General features: G+C 42.7%; 22 protein-coding genes. 14 read left to right on the forward strand and 8 right to left on the reverse strand.

From position 1 onward, the window contains the following. Window positions 1-39: 39 nt before the first annotated feature. The 13 genes from HKX40_RS07990 (at window position 40) to rpsQ (ending at window position 9815) form a co-directional block, all read left to right on the forward strand. A complete protein-coding gene (locus tag HKX40_RS07990; protein WP_171589053.1) occupies window positions 40-1563 on the forward strand; it encodes a DNA recombination protein RmuC in 1524 nt (507 codons plus the stop codon). A 331-nt stretch (window positions 1564-1894) separates the two neighbouring features. Then, window positions 1895-3493 carry an ABC transporter substrate-binding protein gene (locus tag HKX40_RS07995; protein WP_171589054.1) on the forward strand — a complete coding sequence of 533 codons (1599 nt, stop codon included), beginning with the start codon at window positions 1895-1897 and terminating at the stop codon, window positions 3491-3493. Window positions 3494-3553: 60 nt separating this feature from the next. Then, complete coding sequence (gene argE, locus HKX40_RS08000; protein WP_171589055.1) at window positions 3554-4708, forward strand: acetylornithine deacetylase; 1155 nt, start codon at window positions 3554-3556, stop codon at window positions 4706-4708. 367 nt (window positions 4709-5075) lie between these two features. After that, on the forward strand, window positions 5076-5765 hold the full coding sequence (gene rplC, locus HKX40_RS08005; protein ID WP_171589056.1) for a 50S ribosomal protein L3: 690 nt from the start codon (window positions 5076-5078) through the stop codon (window positions 5763-5765). Continuing rightward, a complete protein-coding gene (gene rplD / locus HKX40_RS08010) occupies window positions 5765-6385 on the forward strand; it encodes a 50S ribosomal protein L4 (protein ID WP_171589057.1) in 621 nt (206 codons plus the stop codon). The genes rplC and rplD overlap by 1 nt, the downstream gene beginning before the upstream one ends. Further along, complete coding sequence (rplW, locus tag HKX40_RS08015) at window positions 6382-6684, forward strand: 50S ribosomal protein L23 (RefSeq protein WP_171589058.1); 303 nt, start codon at window positions 6382-6384, stop codon at window positions 6682-6684. The genes rplD and rplW overlap by 4 nt, the downstream gene beginning before the upstream one ends. Window position 6685: 1 nt before the next feature. Then, the gene (gene rplB, locus HKX40_RS08020) at window positions 6686-7513 is read left to right on the forward strand and encodes a 50S ribosomal protein L2 (protein ID WP_171589059.1); all 828 of its coding nucleotides are present in this window, start codon (window positions 6686-6688) and stop codon (window positions 7511-7513) included. Between the two features lie 13 nt (window positions 7514-7526). Continuing rightward, on the forward strand, window positions 7527-7802 hold the full coding sequence (rpsS, locus tag HKX40_RS08025) for a 30S ribosomal protein S19 (RefSeq protein WP_171589060.1): 276 nt from the start codon (window positions 7527-7529) through the stop codon (window positions 7800-7802). Window positions 7803-7805: 3 nt separating this feature from the next. Then, complete coding sequence (gene rplV / locus HKX40_RS08030) at window positions 7806-8135, forward strand: 50S ribosomal protein L22 (RefSeq protein ID WP_171589061.1); 330 nt, start codon at window positions 7806-7808, stop codon at window positions 8133-8135. A gap of 9 nt (window positions 8136-8144) precedes the next feature. After that, the gene (rpsC, locus tag HKX40_RS08035) at window positions 8145-8924 is read left to right on the forward strand and encodes a 30S ribosomal protein S3 (RefSeq protein ID WP_171589062.1); all 780 of its coding nucleotides are present in this window, start codon (window positions 8145-8147) and stop codon (window positions 8922-8924) included. 2 nt (window positions 8925-8926) lie between these two features. Next, window positions 8927-9343, forward strand: a complete 417-nt coding sequence (gene rplP, locus HKX40_RS08040) for a 50S ribosomal protein L16 (protein WP_171589063.1) — start codon at window positions 8927-8929, stop codon at window positions 9341-9343. Between the two features lie 9 nt (window positions 9344-9352). Beyond that, entirely contained in the window at window positions 9353-9544 is a 192-nt protein-coding gene (rpmC, locus tag HKX40_RS08045) for a 50S ribosomal protein L29 (RefSeq protein ID WP_171589064.1), read from the forward strand. 1 nt (window position 9545) lies between these two features. Continuing rightward, window positions 9546-9815: a 30S ribosomal protein S17 gene (gene rpsQ, locus HKX40_RS08050; protein WP_171589065.1), complete on the forward strand. Its 270-nt coding sequence runs from the start codon at window positions 9546-9548 to the stop codon at window positions 9813-9815. A gap of 182 nt (window positions 9816-9997) precedes the next feature. Here the strand turns inward: rpsQ and betT are convergent, their stop codons facing one another. The 7 genes from betT to HKX40_RS08085 all read right to left on the reverse strand — a co-directional run bounded on the left by betT (window position 9998) and on the right by HKX40_RS08085 (window position 20792). Next, window positions 9998-12004, reverse strand: a complete 2007-nt coding sequence (gene betT / locus HKX40_RS08055) for a choline BCCT transporter BetT (protein ID WP_171589066.1) — start codon at window positions 12002-12004, stop codon at window positions 9998-10000. A 166-nt stretch (window positions 12005-12170) separates the two neighbouring features. Next, window positions 12171-13856: a choline dehydrogenase gene (gene betA, locus HKX40_RS08060; RefSeq protein WP_171589125.1), complete on the reverse strand. Its 1686-nt coding sequence runs from the start codon at window positions 13854-13856 to the stop codon at window positions 12171-12173. A 153-nt stretch (window positions 13857-14009) separates the two neighbouring features. Further along, entirely contained in the window at window positions 14010-15470 is a 1461-nt protein-coding gene (gene betB / locus HKX40_RS08065) for a betaine-aldehyde dehydrogenase (RefSeq protein ID WP_171589067.1), read from the reverse strand. A 325-nt stretch (window positions 15471-15795) separates the two neighbouring features. Beyond that, the gene (locus HKX40_RS08070) at window positions 15796-16995 is read right to left on the reverse strand and encodes a CaiB/BaiF CoA transferase family protein (RefSeq protein WP_171589068.1); all 1200 of its coding nucleotides are present in this window, start codon (window positions 16993-16995) and stop codon (window positions 15796-15798) included. A 59-nt stretch (window positions 16996-17054) separates the two neighbouring features. Continuing rightward, entirely contained in the window at window positions 17055-18230 is a 1176-nt protein-coding gene (locus tag HKX40_RS08075; RefSeq protein WP_171589069.1) for an acyl-CoA dehydrogenase, read from the reverse strand. 277 nt (window positions 18231-18507) lie between these two features. Continuing rightward, window positions 18508-20166: a formate--tetrahydrofolate ligase gene (locus HKX40_RS08080; protein ID WP_171589070.1), complete on the reverse strand. Its 1659-nt coding sequence runs from the start codon at window positions 20164-20166 to the stop codon at window positions 18508-18510. A gap of 14 nt (window positions 20167-20180) precedes the next feature. Then, the gene (locus HKX40_RS08085; protein WP_171589071.1) at window positions 20181-20792 is read right to left on the reverse strand and encodes a glutathione S-transferase family protein; all 612 of its coding nucleotides are present in this window, start codon (window positions 20790-20792) and stop codon (window positions 20181-20183) included. Window positions 20793-20924: 132 nt separating this feature from the next. Between HKX40_RS08085 and HKX40_RS08090 the strand changes: the two genes are divergently transcribed. Beyond that, window positions 20925-22283, forward strand: coding sequence for an FAD-binding oxidoreductase (locus HKX40_RS08090; RefSeq protein ID WP_171589072.1), 1359 nt, complete (start codon window positions 20925-20927; stop codon window positions 22281-22283). Window positions 22284-22330: 47 nt separating this feature from the next. On the opposite strand, the gene HKX40_RS08095 is transcribed toward HKX40_RS08090, so the two are convergent. Then, a complete protein-coding gene (locus HKX40_RS08095; RefSeq protein WP_171589073.1) occupies window positions 22331-23209 on the reverse strand; it encodes a helix-turn-helix domain-containing protein in 879 nt (292 codons plus the stop codon). Window positions 23210-23222 lie beyond the last annotated feature (13 nt).

Raw genomic sequence — 23222 nt, forward strand, 5'->3', positions numbered from 1 at the left:
TGAGGCCATAAAGAAGAGTAATTTTTTTGGTTGTTTATTATGCTGATTAATACGTTATTTTCCCCTGAGTTTATGCTGATACTGTTGCTATTTAGTGTAGGACTGACGGTACTTATTTTGTTGCTTTGGTTCATGCAGACGCATAAAGCTCGTACGTCTAGGGTATTGCTCGAAGATGCATTAAATGATGAGCAGGCCAAAACCCATCAGCTTGAGCAACAAATACAAGAAGGAGAGCAGGCTTACACACAGCTGCAACACTTGCTAGAAGCCAATAAAGATGCCTTAGGACAAGCACAAATTGCTTTGGGGAAAACAGAAGTGGCTTTGCAGCTTAGTGAACAGTCTTTGCTAGCTATGACACAAAAGCATCAGCAACAGGTTCAAGAGGGTGAGCGTCTACAAGAGCTGTGCCATGCATTAGAAAAGGAGAAGTTAGCATTAACATTATCCGTAGAGGAAAAGGAAAAAACACTTGCTGCTCAGCAGAAGCAATTTGAACAGGTTCAAAAAGACTTACAAACTCAGTTTGAGAACTTAGCGAATCGTATTTTGGCAGAAAAATCTCAGGTATTTAGTACACAAAATCAAACACAGATTACTCAATTATTAAAACCCTTTAAAGAGCAATTAGAGGGATTCCAAAAGCGTGTCAATGAAGTACATACACAATCTGTCGCAGGACAAGCAGAATTGAAAACGCAAATTGGGCATATCAAAGAAATGGGTGTGCGAATGAGCGAAGAAGCACAGCATTTGACACAGGCGCTTAGTGGCAATAAAAAAGTGCTAGGTAATTGGGGAGAAATGCAACTTGAGGCAGCATTTGAGCGAGCAGGTCTGCAAAAAGAGGTGAATTATCTTACACAAGTGCATCTCAAAGACGAAGAGGGACGCACACAAATTCCTGACTTTGTATTGTTGTTGCCTGATAACAAACAGCTTATTGTCGATAGTAAAGTGTCGCTGGTGGCGTACCAAAAAGCAGTTGCAGAAACTGATGCTGCACAGGCACAAGAGCATCTTAAACAGCTTGTGAAAGATGTGCGCAATCATGTGAATGGTCTGGCGGAGAAAGATTATGCAGGGTTACAAGGAGAGCAATCTCTGGGGTTTGTGCTGATGTTTATGCCATTAGAGGCGGCCTTTATGGAGGTGTTACGTCAAGATGATAGTCTATTCCAAGATGCATACCGTAAAGGGGTTGTGGTGGTTTCGCAAACGACATTGATGCCGACATTGCGTATGATTGCTAATTTATGGATGCTGGCGAACAGTAATGACTTAGCGATGCAATTAGGTGACAAGGCCATGGATTTATACAATCAGGTAGTGGTTGTGGCAGAGCATTTAGTGAAATTAGGCAATAACCTCAACACCGTGAATAAACAATACAATCAAGTGGTGACGAGTTTTGCAGGCAACCAAGGTGTCAATAGTAAACTAGAAAAATTCACCGCTTTATCAGCACGTATGCCCAAGGAAATGCCGTCGTTGGAGGAGGTGGAACAAGTGGCAGATACGTCTAAACTAGGGCGGATTGAGGGTGTGCTGTCAGTGTAAGAAGAGGCACAAGACTCCCAGGGGGAGGGGGAGATTCCAAAAATATTTTTAAGGGTTACTTAACGGTAATGTAAAACGACATTGTTGAAATGAGTCGCTATTCTCTCAAACATTCGAACGTCTATACTGGTGCATGATGCCCAACTATCTTGCATAATGCACCAGCAGAGGAGGACGTTTAAGTCTTTTTGTCTGCTTATTTCCACACAAAAAGAGGATATTTGAACTTATTTTTGTTCCTTTATATTATTCCTGTTATTCAAGACAGAAAAAGGATGTTGATGTGTCTTCATCACTCTGCCTGGATTGGTTTTGTTTTTGGAGAATAGGGATGTTTATTTTGGGAAAAAAGCTTTTACTCTGTGCGCTCAGTTTTTCTGCTTCTTTTGCTGTACATGCTAAAAATACATTGGTTTATTGTTCAGAAGGTAGTCCGGCAGGGTTTGATTCAGCTCAATACTCTTCGGGTACAGATTATGATGCATCAGCAAGTAATCTTTTCAATAGTTTAATGATGTTCCCTCGAGGAGAAACGAAGGCAGTACCAGGACTGGCTGAAAGTTACGAGGTCTCTCCAGATAATTTAACGTACATTTTTCATTTGCGTAAAAATGTTAAGTGGCATACCACAAAATATTTTACCCCTTCGCGTGATTTTAATGCGGATGATGTTGTATTCACGTTTGATCGGTTATCAAATAAAAATAATTTTTTGAATAAAGTATATCCTGCTGAGTTCCCCTATTTTACAGACATAGGACTTAATAAAACGATTAAATCAGTAGAGAAAATTGATGACTATACGGTTAAATTCACATTGAACAGTGTGGATGCTTCCTTTATTCAAATTATGGCTATGCCCATCACCTCTATCTATTCAAAAGAATATGCAGAGAAATTAGTGGCACAAGGCAAGGCAGAAATGATTAATCAACAACCTATCGGTACAGGCCCTTTTATTTTTGAGCGTTACCAAAAAGATGCTTCTATCCGCTATAAAGCAAATCACCAATATTGGGATGCAAAGGATATGCCTGCAGTGGAGCATTTAATTTTTTCGATTACTAAGGATGCTTCTGTTCGCTATCAAAAACTTCAAGCAGGAGAGTGTGACATTATGTCATACCCACTTCCTGCAGATATTTCGAGCATGAAGAAAGATAAGAACTTGGTTGTGCAGAGCAATCCTGGTTTTAATATTGGCTTTCTTGCCTATAACACAGAAATTCCTCCTTTCAATAAGGTAGAGGTTCGTCAGGCATTAGATTATGCAATTAATAAACCTGCAATTATTCAGGCGGTTTATGCAGGGCAGGGACAACTCGCTGTCAACCCAATGCCCGTCACTCAATGGTCTTTTAATAAAAAAATCAAACCTCGGGAGATGGATGTTGCTAAAGCAAAAGAATTATTAGCTAAGGCGGGTTATCCCAATGGTTTTGAGACAACTTTATGGTCGATTCCTGTTCAGCGTCCTTATAATCCTAATGGTAGGTTGATGGCAGAAATGCTACAAGCGGATTGGGCAAAAATTGGTGTTAAAGTCAAAATTACCACTTATGAGTGGGGGGAGTACCTCAAACGTGCTAGCAAGGGAGAGCATCAAATTGCAATGTCAGGGTGGACTAGTAACAACGGTGACCCCGATAACTGGTTAGGTAACTTATTCAGCTGTGAGGCGATAGGGGGAAGTAATTTTTCACGGTTTTGTTATGCCCCCTTCCAGAAAATTGTCACAGAAGCCAAACATACGATAAATCCAGAAAAACGAAGTGTGCTTTATGAAGAAGCACAGCAGATTTTTTTTGATCAGGCCGTGGCCTCTATTATTGCTACCTCTATTGTTAATGTCCCAATGCGTAAAGGAGTTTCCGGATTTAAGATAAGTCCTTTTGGCCTTTTCCAATTTTCAGGGGTGAGTGTTGAATAAGCAGCATAAACCAGTCTCAATAAATATGATTTCACTTTATATGTCAGGGTTGATTAGCAAATGAATACACAGCAATGGCTAAAGGAGCTTGTCTCCTTTGATACAACCAGTCGTTATTCTAATTTGGAGTTAATTGATAGGGTTCGGTCTTACTTTGACCGTTACAACCTACCTAGTTGGATTACCAAAAATTCAGATGGTACTAAAGCAAATCTATTTGCAACACTACCAGCCTATGATGGTAATACACAAGGAGGAATTGTTTTATCAGGACATACAGACGTGGTTCCTGTGGATGGGCAAGAGTGGGATACAGACCCCTTTGTCCTGACTGAGAAGGAAGGAAAGCTATATGGGAGAGGGACTTGCGATATGAAAGGATTTCTTGCTTCTGCATTGGCTTTGCTTCCAGAGTTCATACAACAAAAACGCAAAAAACCGCTGCATTTTGCTTTTTCCTATGATGAAGAGCTCGGCTGCGTAGGAGCCCCGTTAATGATTGATGAATTGGTGAGACGTCAGCAGCAAATTGAAGGATGTGTTGTTGGCGAGCCCACGCATATGCGGGTCATTGTTGCGCATAAAGGGAGCAGTACATTTACCTGTCATGTCCATGGTAGGGCTGCACATGGATCTCTGACTCCTTTGGGTTGTAACGCCGTTGAACATGCCGCACGCCTCATTTGCCATATTCAAGATGTTGCTGAAATGTATCGCCAGAATGGACCCTTTGATAATGATTATGATGTGCCTTTTACCACCTTATCTTCAAATATGATTCAAGGAGGAACGGCATCAAATATTATCCCTAGTGATTGTTCTTTTACCTATGAAGTGCGTAACCTGCCTGGTGTTCCCATGCAACAAATCCAATCTAAGATAGAGGATTATATTCATCAAATCTTGTTGCCGAGGATGAGGACGACATTTCCTGAAGCGAATATAGACATTACTGTGGACAATACCACTTTAAGTTTAGAGGCTTCTGAGCAAGCCGCAATCACAGCCCTGGTTCGAGCATTAACGCAGGATAACAAAATTCGGAAAGTAGGTGGAGGTACCGAAGCAGGACTCTTTGAGAAGATTGGCATTCCTTCTATTGTATGCGGTCCTGGGAATCTTGACCAAGCACATAAACCGAATGAGTTTATTGAGCTTACACAGCTGGTGGCGTGTGATAATTTTTTGAGAAAACTGGTTGCTTCATTGCAATAATTGACTGTTCATTCACTCCTGAGAGGGGATGGCATTTTTGATTAATACTCAGCGTAAGCGCTTTGTTAATAAGAAGGAAAAGATTGCGTAAAAGTCCTCAACAAAACAAAAGCGCTCCAGAGTTATACACTCAAAAACGTTAAACCCTTGAAAAAATAGCTATTTTTACAACATTTTTTGGCATTCCTACTTGTGGAAAACTCAAAAAAATGTTAAATTTAGAGGCTAACCTTTAATGGGTTAGGAGTGAAGTTATAGTGACTTGAGCCTGTCGTTGCTTTTTAATGGGTTGAGTTGATTGGCTATAACTACTTGAATTAATTAATTTTTAGAGCCTCACCAATCGTAGTGAGGTATGGAGAAAACGATGTCGAATACGACACCTACACCTGCCGCTCATCGGTTAGGACTAGTGGGTCGCAAGGTTGGCATGATGCGTATTTTTACTGAGGAAGGCGAGTCTATCCCAGTAACAGTGCTAGACGTATCTAACAACCGTGTTACTCAAGTTAAGTCTGTAGAGACTGATGGTTATGCAGCGGTTCAAGTTGCTTACGGTACTCGCCGTGCAACTCGTGTGACTAAAGCATTGGCTGGTCACTACGCTAAAGCTGGCGTTGAAGCTGGCTCTATCCTTAAAGAGTTCCGTTTAGATCCTGCTAAAGCTGCTGAATTTACAGCGGGTGCTGTTGTGCCTGTTGAAAGCGTGTTTGAAGCTGGTCAAAAAGTAGACGTTCAAGGTACAACTATCGGTAAAGGTTTTGCTGGTACTATCAAACGTCACAACTTCGGTTCTCAACGTGCTTCTCACGGTAACTCACGTTCTCACCGTGTCCCTGGTTCTATCGGTCAAGCACAAGACCCAGGTCGCATTTTCCCTGGTAAACGCATGTCAGGTCACTTAGGTGATGTGACTCGTACAGTTCAAAATCTTGAAGTTGTTCGCGTAGACGCTGAGCGTGGTTTGTTGTTGGTTAAAGGCGCTGTTCCTGGCCACAAAAACTCAGATATCGTCGTTCTACCAGCAATCAAAATGTCTGTTAAAGGAGCCAAATAATGGAACTTAAGCTCCTAAATGAACAAGGTCAATCTAGCGCAACAGTAAGCGCTCCAGATACAATCTTTGGTCGCGAATTTAACGAAGCGTTGATTCACCAAATCGTGGTAGCTTACCAAGCTAACGCACGCAGTGGTAATCGTGCACAAAAAGATCGTTCTGAAGTTAAACATACGACTAAAAAACCATGGCGTCAAAAAGGTACTGGCCGTGCTCGTGCTGGTATGTCTTCTTCTCCTTTATGGCGTGGAGGTGGTCGTATTTTCCCTAACTCTCCAGACGAGAACTTTAGCCAAAAAGTAAACAAGAAGATGTACCGTGCAGGTATCCGTTCTATCTTGTCACAGTTGGCTCGTGAAGATCGTATCGCTGTAGTGGATTCTTTCACTTTCGATACCCCTAAAACAAAATTGGCTGCAACAAAACTTAAAGCAATGGGCTTGGATTCAGTATTAGTAATCACTGACGCTGTTGACGAGAATACCTACTTAGCGACTCGCAACTTGCCACACGTTGCTGTTGTTGAGCCACGTTACGCTGATCCGCTTTCTTTAGTACACTACAAAAAAGTATTGATTACTAAAGCAGCTATCGCTCAATTTGAGGAGATCTTAGGATGAAAGCAGAACGTTTATTGCAAGTAATTCTGGCTCCAGTCATCACAGAAAAAGCAACCTTTATTGCTGAATCTGGCGCGAAACCACAAATCGCATTGCGTGTGGCTTCTGATGCAACTAAACCAGAAATTAAAGCAGCTGTTGAAATGCTTTTTAAAGTAGAAGTTGAGTCTGTCTCTGTTCTGAACCGTAAAGGTAAGGTTAAACGTACTGGCCGTTATATGGGTCGTCGCCGTGATAACCGTATCGCTTACGTTTCGCTCAAAAAAGGTCAAGAACTTGACTTTTCGGAGGTGAACTAAGATGGCATTAGTTAAAATGAAACCAACGTCAGCTGGTCGCCGTGGTATGATTAAGGTAGTTACACCTGGTCTACACAAAGGTGCTCCATTTGCTGCGTTATTAGAAACACAAAAACGTGGTTCTGGCCGTAATAACAACGGTCATATTACCGTACGTCATCGTGGTGGTGGTCACAAATCTCACTACCGTATTATTGACTTCCGTCGTAATAAAGATGGTATCCAAGCTAAAGTTGAGCGTATTGAATACGATCCAAACCGTACTGCACATATCGCTTTAGTTTGCTATGCTGACGGTGAGCGTCGTTACATCATCGCTCCACGTAACTTAGAAGTGGGTGCTGTTATCGAATCAGGTAAAGAAGTGCCTATCCGTGTAGGTAACACAATGCCTATCCGTAACATCCCAGTAGGTACTACTATTCACTGCCTAGAGTTGCAACCAGGTAAAGGTGCTCAATTAGCACGTTCTGCTGGTGCTTCTGCTGTATTGATGGCTCGTGAAGGTATCTATGCTCAAGTACGTTTACGTTCTGGTGAAGTTCGTTTAGTACACATCGACTGCCGTGCAACTATCGGTGAAGTAAGCAATGGTGAACATAGCTTGCGTCAAATCGGTAAAGCTGGTGCAGTACGTTGGCGCGGTATTCGCCCAACCGTACGTGGTGTGGCAATGAACCCGGTTGATCACCCACATGGTGGTGGTGAAGGCCGTACTGGTGAGGCACGTGAACCTGTGAGCCCATGGGGTACTCCTACTAAGGGTTACAAAACTCGCCGTAACAAACGTACAGACAATATGATTGTCTCACGTCGTAAGCGTAAATAAGGGACGGTAAACTATGTCACGTTCAATTAAAAAAGGTCCTTTCGTAGATGCTCACCTCATGAAGAAGGTAGAAGCTGCTATCGAAGGCAAAGATAAAAAGCCGATCAAAACTTGGTCGCGTCGTTCAACCATCCTTCCCGATTTTATCGGATTGACAATCGCTGTACACAACGGTCGTCAGCACGTTCCAGTATATGTGAACGAAAACATGGTTGGTCATAAGCTTGGCGAATTCGCACATACTCGTACATTCAAGGGTCATGCTGCGGACAAAAAGTCTAAGAGGTAAGCGATGGAAACAACTGCAATCGTTCGTGGTGTTCATATTTCAGCGCAAAAAACTCGCCTTGTTGCGGATTTAATCCGTGGCAAGTCAGTAGCTCAAGCGTTGAATATCTTAACATTCACACAGAAAAAAGCCGCTGTCATCATTAAGAAAGCTCTTGAGTCTGCTATTGCAAACGCAGAGCACAACGATGGTGCTGATATTGATGAGTTAAAAGTAACCACTATCTATGTGGACAAAGCTCAATCAATGAAGCGTTTCTCCGCACGTGCCAAAGGCCGCGGTAACCGTATTGAGAAGCAAACTTGCCACATTGTGGTTAAAGTTGGTGCTTAAGGAGTCATAATGGGTCAAAAAGTTCACCCTACAGGGTTCCGTCTCGCTGTAACCCGTAACTGGAATTCTCGCTGGTTTGCTGAAGATGCAGATTTCGGTACTATGCTAGCAGAAGACATTCGTGTACGCGAGTACTTGAAGCGCAAACTTAAAGCTGCTTCAGTTGGTCGTGTATTAATTGAACGCCCAGCTAAGAACGCACGTATTACTGTGTTCTCTGCTCGTCCAGGCGTGATTATCGGTAAAGGCGGTGACGATATCGATGCATTAAAATCTGACTTGCAACGCTTAATGGGCGTGCCAGTTCATGTTAACATCGAAGAAATTCGTAAACCAGAAGTTGATGCGCAATTAATCGCTGATTCTATCGCTCAACAACTTGAAAAACGTATCATGTTCCGTCGTGCCATGAAACGTGCTATGCAAAACGCTATGCGCGCTGGTGCACAAGGTATCAAAGTAGCTGCTTCAGGTCGTTTGAATGGTATCGAAATTGCTCGTACAGAATGGTATCGTGAAGGTCGTGTACCTCTCCATACTTTACGTGCTATCATCGATTACGCTACATCAGAAGCTCAAACTACTTACGGTATCATCGGTATCAAAGTATGGGTTTACAAAGGCGACTTATTGCCAAATGGCGAAATGCCAGCTGAAGCTCCTTCTCGTGATGAAGAGCGTCGTGCTCGTCGTCCACGTGGTGAGCGTACAGAGCAACGTCGTCCAAGCCGTCGTGGTCGCAAGCCAGCAGCTGCAGCTGAAGCAGCTCCTGCGGCAGAAGGAGAATAAACATGTTATCACCAGCACGTAGAAAATACCGTAAAGAGCAAAAAGGCCGTAATACTGGTCTAGCTACTCGCGGTACTAACGTAAACTTTGGCGATTTCGGTCTAAAAGCTACAGGTCGTGGTCGTTTGACAGCACGTCAAATCGAGGCAGCTCGTCGTGCCATGACTCGCCATATTAAACGTGGTGGCCGTATTTGGATTCGTATCTTCCCAGACAAACCAATTTCGCAAAAACCTGCTGAGGTTCGTATGGGTAACGGTAAAGGTAATCCAGAATACTGGGTCGCTGAAATTCAACCAGGCAAAGTGCTATACGAGATGGACGGTGTAAGCGAAGAGCTAGCACGTGAGGCATTCCGTTTAGCTGCTGCTAAGTTACCTATTTCGACGACATTTGTGACTCGTCACTTAGGTTCGTAAGGAGTCTTTATGAAAGCGAGTGAATTACGTTCAAAAGACGCAGCCGAGCTACATAAAGAGCTCGAGGAATTGTTGAAAGCACAATTTAACTTGCGTATGCAACGTGCTACTCAACAACTTTCTAACACAAGCCAGTTAGGCAAGGTGCGTCGCGATATCGCACGTGTACGTACTGTTTTGACCGAAAAGGCAGGAAAGTAATATGAGCCAAACAACAGAAAAACGCCAACGTACTTTGATCGGTAAAGTGGTGAGCAACAAGATGGATAAAACAGTGGTTGTTCAAGTAGAGCGCCGTGTTAAACATCCTATCTATGGCAAAATCATTATCCGTACTAACAAGTACAAAGCGCATGATGAAAACAATCAATACAATGAGGGCGATACAGTAGAAATCGCTGAAGGTCGTCCAATTTCACGTTCTAAATCGTGGAGCGTTGTACGTTTGATTGAAGCTGTTCGTGTAATCTAATAATCATCAGTGAGAAATCACTGACAGTAGAAGATTAAGCGATTGCTTAAAAAAGCCACCTCATTGAGGTGGCTTTTGTTATTTCTTCAAGGCATATTGTATTGATTGCATAGAAGGGTGTTGGCAGAGAAGTGGCTTGTACGGCTCCGTACAAGCTAACCGCACAAGCCACTATCTTACATCTAGCGTTCAAAATGCAGGAACTGCATATGACGTTCGTATTGGTTAAGAATATCGATAATAATCTGCTCTTTTGTGTAGCCCAAAATATCGTAATCCTGGCTACCCTCAGTCAAGAACACTTCAGCACGATAATATTTATCATCGTCGTGTTTCGCAGAGATATTACTAGATTGTCCTAGAGCAAAGACAGGTTTAATGGCTTGGACAAGACGAACTTCATAAAGAAAATCAACCTCCTCACCATGAAGCACTTCTAGTTTTAAACTGAGCTCTTCTTGGAGCAACTTGACATCTAATCCCTTTGCTTGTAGCTCTGCTGCTACGGCACTCATTGCTGTATGTAGTTGTTTTTCCATAAAGCGGTGAGCCTCTCTAGCATCAGGGAAAGAAACTAGGCGATGTAAGCGATTACGCCAATTATTACCGTTGTCTAATACAAGGGCTTTATCGACATTGACAGCTTTGCGTTTATTACCTTCTTGACGCAGACTCATCCACATCGAAATCATATAGGCAATCAATACAAAGGAGAATGGTAAACCGGCTACAACTGAGACAGATTGCAAGGAGGAAAAACCACCTGCGAATAATAGCCCAAGGGTTACTAGACCAGTTGCTGCTGCCCAGAAAAGACGCAACCAGATAGGGGCATCGACTTCATTAGAAAGATTCTTTGAGCTTAAATTTGCTAGTACTAAGGCACCCGAATCAGCTGAGGTAATAAAGAAAATTAAGCCAATGAAAACGCCTAGACTAGACCATACCTTGGCATAAGGGAAATGTTCAAATAACACAAACATCCCCATTGCAGGCTCTTCAAGTGCTATTTTACCGAGGTCTGTAGCACCGTTGTTCACTAAATCAATACCCGTATTCCCGAAAATAGAGAACCAAGCAAAGATAAAGCCTAGGGGAATAAACATGACACCAAAGACAAAGGAGCGTAAGGTGCGTCCACGAGAAATGCGGGCAATAAATAAGCCAACAAAAGGCGCCCAAGCCACCCACCATGCCCAGAAGAAGATAGTCCACCATGATTTCCACTCAGCACCTTTTTCACCATCATAAGCATAGACTTGGAACGTTTTGCTCACGATAGTTTGGAAATAGTCTCCAATATTCTCGGTAAAGGTGTTAAATAAGAATTGAGTTGGTCCCATCACTAAAATAGCAATGAGCAGGAATGTCGCTCCCAGCATATTGATTTCTGATAAACGACGTACCCCTTTCTCAACTCCAGACATGGCTGAAAGGGCTGCTGCTGCAACGACTACAATAATGATAACCGCCTGTACAAACTTGCTATTTTCTACCCCAAACATATGGGTTAGGCCGGCATTGGCTTGTAGGACACCAATCCCTAAACTGGTGGCAATACCTAGTAATGTACACACGACCCCAAAAGTATCTACAGTGTAGCCTAATGCCCCATTAGCCCGTTTTTCACCAAATAAAGGGACCAGAGCACTACGTAAAGCCAAAGGCATATTTTTACGATAGGCAAAATAGGCGAGTGCCATCCCAATAAGGGCATAAATTCCCCAACCATGTAATCCCCAGTGTAAAAAGGTTTGTGGCAAAGCCGCACGAGCAGCTTCTAAACTACCAGCCTCTCCAGTAGGCGGGGCAAGATAGTGGGATAAAGGTTCTGATACTCCGAAGAACAAGAGGTCAATCCCAATCCCTGCGGAGAATAACATCGCTGCCCAGGCTAGAAAAGGGAAATCGGGCTTGTCATGATCTTGTCCCAATTTAATATCACCAAATCGGGAGAAGCCCACAAATAAAGCAAAGATACAATAGGCTGCAACAACCAGCATATAGTACCAACCAAAATGATCGGATACCCAACGTAGAGAGTTATCCAGTAGTGCACCACTCGTTTCAGGAAAAAGAATGGTGAAGAGAATTAATGCAATAGTGGCAATAGAGGAGGTGAGAAACACCGTTTTATTGACCCCAGAAGGTGCATTTTGGGGAAGTTGAGTAGTAGATGTCTGTGGCATCTTTGGTCTCCTTGTTTTAAAAAGGCAAAATGAATCTGCCTTGTCTTATACTTGCTGTGTGCAAAGAGATGAATTATCACTGTGACTACCTATGTGATAAGGATAGTCTATTTAAATCAGACAACCCTTATCTCTTTGCACAGCACACAAGCTATTTTCTGATAGTTTATGCGTGGCGCTTTGGTTCTCCACGGACAGGAGCTCCATTGGCCACATAATAATCTGCGGTGGACTTAGGTAGTTTACGTCCTCGCATCGTATCAGCAATTTTTTCTGCTAACATAATAGTGGTAGCATTCAAATTACCAGTAATAATATTGGGCATAATGGAGGCGTCTACGACACGAAGTCCGTCAATGCCGTGTACGCGTCCTTGTCCATCGGTAACCGCATCATTGCCTGTTCCCATGGCGCAGGTGCATGATGGGTGGTAAGCAGTTTCTGCATGATTACGGACATATTCATCCAACTCCGCATCACTTTGGATGGAGAGTTTTGGCGTAATGACTTCTCCTCGATAGGGGTCAAGTGCTGGTTGATTCATAATCTCTCGGGTGATACGAATAGCAGCACGGAATTCCTCCCAGTCTTGTTCGTGACTCATATAGTTAAACAAAATGCTGGGGTGTTCATGAGGGTTGCGAGATTTTAGTTTAATTCGCCCTCGACTTAATGAGCGCATAGAACCTACATGTGCTTGGAAGCTATGGGCTTTACTGGCATTACGTCCATCGTAGCGAACTGCAATGGGTAAAAAATGATACTGGATATTGGGCCACTCGAATTTTTCATGAGAGCGGATAAATCCACCTGCCTCAAAATGATTGCTGGCTCCAAGTCCTGTTCCCATAAATAACCACTCAGCACCAATCATGGGTTTATTCCACCAATGTGTTGCTGGAGCAATGGACACAGGCTGTTTACACTCATATTGCATATAGAGCTCAAGATGATCTTGTAGATTGTTTCCTACACCAGGAAGGTCAAGAACCACATTAACACCTGCCTCACGTAACCATTGACCTGGACCAACACCACTACGTTGGAGAATTTGAGGGGATGCGATAGCACCTGCACAAAGCAACACTTCTGTGTTGGCTTGAATGCTGTAGACCTCATTTTTATGATGAAAACGTACACCCACTGCACGTTTTCCATCAAATAGAATCGTATCGGTAAGTGCGCCAGTCACAATGGTAAGACGTTCTCGGTGTTTAGCCATATCAAGATAACCACGAGCCGTAGAGGAGCGGCGACCGTTGGGGGTGACAAAGCGATCCATGGGACCGAAACCCTCTTGCTGATAACCGTTTAAATCTTCTGTTCTCGGATACCCAGCATCGACACCCGCTTGAACCATTGCTTCAAATAAAGGATTGACCCCTGGTTTGGAGGTCGTGACATGGATAGGGCCATTACCACCGTGGTAGTCATTTTCCCCGGCATCACGCTGTTCTGCTTTTTTAAAGTAGGGTAGACAATCTAAATAAGTCCAATCTTCAAGACCGGGTATTTTGGCCCAGTGATCAAAGTCCAACGCATTCCCACGGATGTAGCACATTCCGTTAATGAGAGAAGAACCTCCCAAGCCCTTGCCTCGTCCACAGTCCATAATACGATGATTCATATAAGGCTCTGGATCGGTTTTATAGCCCCAGTTATAGGTGGTACCTTGTAAAGGCATGGCCAAGGCGGCAGGCATTTGAGTGCGAAAGTCGAAGCGATAGTCGGGTAATCCAGCTTCTAAAAGTAGTACAGAGACATTTTCATCCTCAGTCAGACGTGCAGCCAATACATTTCCTGCACTACCTGCCCCGATAATAATATAGTCATAGGAAGTTTTTAATTTCATCATATCTCCTAGTATCAATTCAGATGAGCTTGTCGCGGAGCAACTGTGGAGAAAGCAAAGAAAAAGTTTGACCTTACTTTCCCCTTTAATAAAGACAAGTGAGATGCCATAAGGTGATGTTGTCTTGCATTCACCTTAGGCTTTTATAGGGGATTAGAAGACTGATTGATAATCTCCTAACTCGACTTGTATAGATTTTGTTTGTGTATAGTGCATGAGAGTTTGGATACCATTTTCACGGCCAATACCAGATTGTTTATAGCCGCCCACAGGCATTTGTGCAGGAGATTCTCCCCATGTATTAATCCAACAAATACCTGCTTGTAATTGTGCAATGACTCTGTGAGCCTTTTGTAGACTAGGTGTCACTACTCCAGCAGCAAGCCCATAGCTGGTATTGTTTGCTCGAACGATTGCTTCCTCTTCTGTGGTATAGGCAAGAATACTCATCACAGGACCAAAGATTTCTTCTTGGCAGATAGTCATATCATCTGTGCAGTCTGTAAAAACCGTTGGCTCTACATAAGCACCTTTGGCAAACTCTCCACTAGCACGCTGACCACCAATAAGCAATCGAGCTCCTTGCTCTTTACCTTTCTCAATATAAGAAAGTACTTTTTCCATATGGGGGAAACTGACAAGAGGACCAAAGTTAGTTTCTTGGTGTTGAGGATCTCCCATGCGGATACGTCGAACACGCTCAATAATTTTTTGTTCAAAAGTGTCTTTTTTATTGAGAGGAATAAATACTCGAGTGCCATTGGTGCAAACCTGACCTGAACTATAAAAGTTTGCCATCATGGCAATGTCTGCTGCTTTGTCTAAATCAGCATCATCCATAATGATAAGAGGCGATTTTCCTCCTAATTCCATGGTGACATCTTTGAGATTGGCAAGTGCGGACTGAGACATCACTGTTTTGCCAGTACTGACGCCACCTGTAAATGAGATTTTGGCAATGTCTGGATGCTCGCTTAATGCTTGACCAACTCGCCAGTCACCTAGCACGACATTAAACAACCCATTTGGCACACCTGCCTGAGTAAAGATTTCAGCAAGTTTTAATGCTCCTGTTGGGGTAACTTCACTGGGTTTAAAAATCATAGCATTGCCAGCAGCTAAAGCTGGAGCGGCCTTCCACATTGCAATTTGAATAGGATAATTCCAAGCCCCAATACCTGCCACAACCCCTAGTGGTTCTTGACGGGTATAGACAAAACTACTGTCTCGAAGAGGAATTTGACGACCTTCAATGGCGGCAGCTAGTCCAGCATAATATTCAATGACATCTGCTCCAGTCACAATATCTACATAAAGGGTTTCGGATAAAGGCTTCCCTGTATCAAGTGTTTCAATAAGAGCAAGCTCATCATTGCGCTCTCGTAGTATTGCCACGGCTTTTAATAAGATACGACTACGTTCCACAGCAGTCATAGAAGCCCATACTTTTTGTGCTTCTTTAGCGGTTTTTACGGCCAAATCAATTTCTTGAGAGGAAGATTGCTGTACTTGTGACAACACTGTCCCGTTGGCAGGATTGATATTATCAAAAAGTGTTGCTTGTGCATCTTGGGCGACAAAAGCACCATTAATATAAGCAGTTAGTACTGTCATGAGACTCCTTTTTATTTAACTAATATTGTTTTTTCAGTCTAGACAACGTGACAAAAACAAGTAAGAAACAAAACACGAGCATAGTAAAGTTAATTACTGAACTCATACAGCGATACTGAAAGTCAGCGTAAACTGAAAAGTGTGACACTTACGCAAGACATCAATAAAAGCGTAAGTAAATAGCGTTTTTTAATGATAATTAATGAATTTTGGCTTACATTTTAAGTTTTTTAATGAGGTGTTGTCAAATTGCGACAGTAATATTCAGGATTTGCCCCGATTTGGAGCAGATAAGCAGGCAGCAGATAAGCCTGATGTATCAATGCTAAATAATCCCTTTTTCTTTCAGAGAGGAAAGATATGTGGTGTCGTAGTATTGTGATAGGATTTCCTCTGTATGTTGGCCTAGGGTAGGAGGGGCACTGCGGTATTGGACAGGGGTGTCAGAGAGGTGGATAGGATTACCTAGTGTGCGGATAGGACTTTGTTGTTGAGCAAAATCCACAATCATATGGCGGTGCTGTATTTGTGGGAGGTTGAGGGCTTCGGCAACATTGTTTATCGCACCACAAGGGACACCAGCTGCCTCGAATAAAGACAGCCATTCATCACGGGATTTTGTGAGAAAAATCGCTTGCATAAGCGGAATGAGTTGCTCTCTGTATTTCACTCGGTCAGGATTATGAGCAAAGCGAGCATCTTGATTCCATGTCATTTGCATGACTTGACATACGGCGGCAAACTGCCCATCATTGCCACAAGCAAGAATAAGATGTTGTTGGTTGGCGACTTCAAAAACCTGATAAGGGACAATACTTGGGTGAGCATTGCCTAGACGAGGAGGCACTTCCTGACTGGCCAAATAATTCATGCCAACATTGGCGGTCATTGCAATAGCACTATCCAGTAATGAAACATCAATGTGCTGACCTTTGCCTGTTTGGCATCTAGCAAGCAACGCAGCCTGAATACCGATGGTGAGTTGTAATCCTGTAAATAGGTCTATCACCGCAACACCTACTTTATGAGGTAAACCATCACTGGGTCCGGTAATACTCATTAGCCCACTCAATCCTTGGATAATATAGTCGTACCCTGGTTTTTTTGCATCAGGTCCTGTTTGTCCAAAACCTGTCAGCGAGGCATAGATGAGGCGAGGGTTAATTTTCTGCAAAGAAAGATAGTCTAGACCGTATTTTTTGAGTCCGCCTACTTTAAAGTTCTCCACAAATACGTCTGCATCACTGACTAATTGACGGATAATATCTTGTCCTTCTGGTCGACTAATGTCAACTGCAACCGACTTTTTATTGCGATTAACTGTCGCAAAATAAGCAGAAGTTCCATCAGCAAAAGATGGAGGCGTCCATTGACGCGTCTCATCCCCAGAGAGAGGGCGTTCAATTTTAATGACCTCGGCACCCAAGTCGGCTAATATTTGAGTGCAACTTGGACCAGCAAGCACACGAGATAAATCGACGACCTTGATGCCTTGTAATGCTTGTTGGGTATTGGCTGATGACATAATTATCCTATACGGTAAGAAGGAGCACCGTGTCTAGGCGATACTCCTTAAATAGGGGGTTAAACAAATGCTTGTAGGCCTGTCTGTGCACGACCAAGAATTAGGGCATGAATGTCATGTGTACCTTCATAAGTATTAACTGCCTCAAGATTCATCACATGGCGAATCACGTGAAACTCATCGGCGATACCATTGCCCCCATGCATATCACGTGCAACACGTGCAATATCCAATGCTTTACCGCAGTTATTGCGTTTAATGAGAGAAATCATCTCAGGAGCTGCTCGCCCTTCATCCATAAGGCGACCTACACGTAATGCGGCTTGTAGTCCTAGGGCAATTTCAGTCTGCATATTGGCAAGTTTCAGTTGGACTAATTGTGTTGCCGCTAGAGGGCGATTAAACTGGATTCGATCAAGAGTATATTGGCGAGCTGCTTGCCAGCAGAATTCTGCCGCCCCCATAGAACCCCAAGCAATACCATAGCGTGCCTTATTTAAACAACCAAAGGGACCTTTAAGTCCTCGAATCTCTGGAAATGCGTTCTCTTCAGGGACAAAAACCTCATCCATCACAATTTCACCGGTGATAGAAGCTCGAAGCGAGAATTTACCTTCAATTTTAGGGGTGGTTAGACCTTTCATCCCTCGTTCAAGAATAAACCCTCTAATTTGCCCTTCATCATCTTTTGCCCAGACCACCATCACATCAGCGATGGGGCTATTGGTAATCCACATTTTGCTACCACTTAATGAATAGCCACCATCCACTTTGCGAGCACGAGTTTGCATGCTAGCAGGATCGGATCCAGCATTGGGTTCTGTTAGACCAAAGCAACCTACCCACTCTCCTTTTGCTAATTTAGGTAGGTATTTTTGCTTTTGTGCCTCTGTGCCGTAGCTATAAATAGGATGCATGACAAGACTAGATTGCACACTCATTGCCGAACGATACCCAGAATCAACTCGTTCAACGGCACGGGCAATAAGTCCGTAGGCTACATGGGACATCCCTGCACATTCATAACCATCAATAGTGCAACCCAGTAGACCTAATTCCCCCATTTTGAGCATAATATCTCTATCAAAGTGTTCATGGCGATTAGCATCTAGAATGCCAGGCATCAATTCTTCTTGACAAAAAGCCTCAGCAGTTTCTAGCACCATTCGTTCTTCTTCAGTGAGTTGTTCTGTTAACAAAAATGGGTCTTGCCAATTAAAAGGGGCACGTGACATAGTTTCTTCCTTTGGTCTCAAAATGTATTGTGAATAGTGAAAAACTCCTCTTACTTTATCGCTTGATAAATGTAAAAGTATTTTACATATTACTAGTGTACCACCGTGAATAAGGTGTGTGAGCTTTTTAATTATGAAAGAGAATGAATTTGCGGATTTAAGCTAAGGCAGAAAAGCCACTCTACCTAGACGAGTAGCTTTTCTGGGAAGGGATTAGAATACGTCTATGATATGGCTATCATAGAGATGGGAGAGATTGGACAGTATTTAAGGTATATCAGAATAACCCTACAATATTGCCCATCTGATCCACATCAATTTGATGGGCTGCTGGGTGTTTGGGTAGACCAGGCATACGCATCATATCGCCACATAAAGCCACAATAAAACCAGCCCCTGCAGAGAGAGAAATACCACGTACAGTAATCTCGAAATCTTTGGGGCAACCGAGCAACTTGGGATTGTCACTTAAGGAATACTGCGTTTTGGCCATGCAAACGGGCAGTTGGTCATAGCCTAGTTGCTTAAGTCGAGCAATCTCATCTAATGCCTCACGATTAAATAACACCTCTCTAGCTCCGTAGACTTTTTGGGCGATAGCACGGATTTTATCTTCAACTGAGCCGCTTAGCTCATAGGCAAAATGGAACTTTTTAGTAGAGGTTTCAATCGACTGAATGACTTTTTCAGCAAGCTCTATACCTCCTGCCCCACCTTTTGCCCAGACCTCACTGAGGGCCACTTCAAAACCATGTGTAGAACCTGCTTGGCGAATTAGCTCTAATTCAGCGTCCGTATCACTATTAAAACGGTTAATTGCGACGACAACGGGTAAATTAAAGACGGATTTTAGATTTTCCACATGCTTAAGTAAGTTGGGTAGACCTGCTCTCAAGGCATCAAGATTTTCTAATGAAAGAGCATCTTTGGCAACACCTCCGTTGTACTTTAAGGCTCGGACGGTTGCTACTACTACGGCTACATCAGGGGTTAAACCAGCAAGACGGCACTTGATATCGCAGAATTTTTCTGCCCCTAAATCGGCACCAAACCCAGCCTCTGTTACTACGTAATCACCTAAACTTAAAGCAAGTTTTGTCGCAATCACAGAGTTGCAACCATGGGCAATATTAGCAAAAGGACCTCCATGCACAAGTGCGGGAGAGCCTCCTATGGTTTGGACCAAATTAGGTTTGATGGCATCTTTGAGTAAGGCAGCCATGGCACCATGAGCCTGTAAATCTTTGGCATAGACAGGTTGGTTATCCTTGGTATAAGCAACAAGAATATTGCCTAAGCGAGTTTTTAAATCTTGCAAATCAGTGGCTAAACAAAAGATTGCCATAACCTCAGAGGCAACAGTAATATCAAAGCCGTCTGGGCGGATAGTGCCATCACTTGGTTTCCCCAAGCCGCTCATAATATTACGTAGCTGGCGATCGTTCATATCCATTACACGACGCCAGAGTACCCGTTTAGGGTCAATGTTTAACTCATTGCCTTGATGAATGTGGTTGTCAATTAAGGCTGCCAGAAGATTATTCGCTGAGGTGATGGCATGAAAATCACCCGTGAAATGTAGGTTAATATCTTCCATAGGAACCACCTGCGAGTATCCTCCTCCAGCTGCTCCTCCTTTAATCCCAAAAACAGGTCCTAGTGAGGGTTCACGCATGGCAACGATGGACTTTTTATTTAATTGACGCAAGGCATCGGTAAGTCCAATAGTAACAGTTGTTTTTCCTTCGCCTGCAGGGGTCGGATTAATCGCGGTGACGAGGATTAAATGACCTTGCTTATCGCTTCTTGAACGACGATTGATTTTTGCCTTATAACGCCCATAGCACTCAATTTCGTCCTCTTGTAGACCTAGCTGTTGTGCGATAGTGGTAATGGGTAATAACGTATGTTGGTGAGCAATTTCTGCGTCAGTCATAAATCCTTCCTGAGTTAACTTTTTAAATGAAATTCTGTTGATTGCATTGATGGTCTTTGACGAAATACATTAAACCACTCGGCGAGTTTAGGAAAATCTTTTCGCCACTCAAAATAGGGTAAACGAAAATCTAGATAAGCTAATGCACAAGCTAAAGTGATTTGTGCAATATTTATTGGACGTGTCAATGCCTCGTCACTTTCTTCAAAATAACTTAATGATGTGCAAATTTTATCAAAATGTCCATGCGTGAGGTCTTTCCACTCAAGTTCAGTAGGACGCATCTGAGTCTCAATACGGATAAGTGTAGTCGTAGTCATTATCCCATCGGCGATAGCATGTTCCTTGAGAATATCCCATTTAGACTCGTCATCCCCAAATAAATTCCCTTTTTTATGTTTGTTGAGGTATTCGCAAATCACTCGACTATCAAATAAAGACTCGTCTTTGTAGGTAACCAAGGTGGGTACTTGCCCAAGAGGATTCCTCTTTAAGATATTTTTATCTCTATCGATGGGGTGAGCTGACGAATCCAATAGCTGAATCTCATCAAAACAATCCAACTCTTTGGCAGTAACCAAGCATTTACGTACAAAGGGAGAGGAGGGGGAGTAAAAAATTTGCATGACTTGTCTCCAGTATGGTTTCTTACTTATCGTCATTTGAGTGCTATTGTATTGATACTGCTAAAAAATAGCAATGAGAGAAGAGGCTGACAAGCTATAATGGTGAAAATTAGATTGAATGACGCCATAGATATGAATACATTACTTTCTTCCTTGTCTTCCATTTCCCAACTTACCGATTCAGAACAGCTACAGAAATACACAGCCGATAGTAGTGGTTACCCCCCTGCGTTGCCTAGTATTGTGTTACGTCCAGCCAATACAGAGGAGGTGGCGGCTTGTATCAAGGCTTGTGCAGCAGCACATAAAAATTACACCATACAAGGAGGTCTAACAGGGCTGGCAGGCGGTGCTTGTCCTGCTGAGGGGGATGTGGTGATTTCTCTTGAACGCATGAATAAGATAGAGGAAGTTGACACAATCGGTGGTACCGCTATTGTGCAAGCAGGAGTGGTATTAGAGCAACTGCAACAAGCAGTACTTGAACAGGGTTGGTATTTTCCGCTGGATTTGGGGGCAAGAGGTTCTTGTCAGATTGGAGGCAATGTTTCAACCAATGCTGGGGGCAATAAGGTATTTCGATATGGCACTACTAGAGAGTTGGTGCTAGGTCTAGAGGTCGTGTTGCCAGATGGCACTGTGCTAAATATGCTGAATCGAGTGATTAAAAATAACACTGGCATGGATCTAAAGCATTTATTTATTGGTACCGAGGGGATATATGGTGTGGTAACAAGAGTATGTATACGCCTTTTCCCCAAACCGGAAGCAGTACACAATGCACTTGTTGCTTTGGCTTCATTTGAAGATGTAGCCCAACTTTTGAAGGAGGCTCGAGGTAGTTTGGCTGAGTTAGCTAGCTTTGAGGTGATGTGGGATAATTACTTAAAAGCGGCTGCTATTGCCACCAAGCGAACAGTTCCCTTTGAAGGACATTACCCCATTTATGTGTTGATGGAGGTTGAGGGCTCGGCATATGGTTTGCAGGATAAATTTGTGCATTTCTTGGAGCGACAAATAGAACGCGGTTTATTGCAAGATGTGATTATTCCCCAGAATGAAGAGCAAGCCAAGAATTTGTGGCATATCCGTGATGGCGTATCGGAGATTTTTCGTACATTACAATATTTTGTGGCGTTTGATATTGGTATTCCATTAAAGGATATGCAGACCTTTATCGATGAGGTCAATCAAGCCATTACAGACCAATATCCACATGCCGTGAATTTGTTCTTTGGTCACTTGGGTGATGGTAATCTACATATCTTGACAGGTAAGTTAAAACAAGAGGAGCTTGAGGCTGTGGATGATTTGGTGTATCAACTCACAGCCAAATATGGTGGTAGTATCACGGCTGAACATGGGATTGGTCGCATTAAAAAATCTTTCTTACACTACAGTAGAAGCCAGGAGCAAATACAGTTGATGCGGTCTATTCGACAACTGATTAATCCAGATAATTTATTAAATAAAGGGCGAGTAGTGGATTAAATTTAACTCGGTAAGTTTCAGTCAGCCTTGCAGAAATAGGAAGTTGGTTAGGTGAAGGCGTGTCTGTATTGTAAGGGTGTTTTCCCATAGCCAAGACGAAATTGCACAATGAAATAACTAATCTGATTAAAACCTGATGCTAAAGCGATTTCCGATATAGATTGATCTGAGTGGAGTAACATTTCCCGTGCAATATGTAGTCTATGAGTGTTTAAGTATTTAATCGGGGAGGTATGGGCATATTTTTTGAATAATGCGGTACAGCGGTTCTTATTACTTAGAGCGTGTTTGGCAATCATTGCTACAGTAAGTGGTTGTGCATAATTTTTGTGAATGTAATCCACCATCATATGAAAAGTTGTAAGTTCCTTCTTATTGACAATTTTTGATGGGAGGTGTTTTAGAGTATTTTCTATTATTTGAGAAATAAAATTTATCAGAGAAAAATAATATAGTTTTTCATGTGATAGATTACTTAATTCTTGTAGTTTACTCAATTGTTGAGGTGATAATGGGATTAGTGCGTAGGAAAAATTATCTCTCTGCATTAGAGGGATAATAAATTGTTGTTGTACGAAAGCAGAAAAAATAGAACAGTCAAAATTGATACAAAGAGTGCGTACATTTTGCTGGGTAGTATGCGAAGTGTGTAATTGATGGTGGTTGAGCAATAATAACGTATCTGGACATAATATAAAGTGCTCCTCATTTACACAATAGTCTAACTCTCCTGTGGAGACCCATACAATTTGAAAGGTCTCATGCCAGTGCAAAGGAACGTTATCAAATAAACCATGCGTGTAATGCTGAGTGTAGACCGATAAAGCCAAATCCTTGATAGCGTAGAGATGGTTTTCTTTTAATTCGTTAGTAGTGATAAAAGGAAAGTCACCATTAACTTGGGTGGATCGAGGAGGGTATGACATTGGTGAATATGAA

The sequence above is a fragment of the Pelistega europaea genome, assembly GCF_013133775.1.
GTDB classification, from domain to species: Bacteria; Pseudomonadota; Gammaproteobacteria; order Burkholderiales; family Burkholderiaceae_B; genus Taylorella; species Taylorella europaea.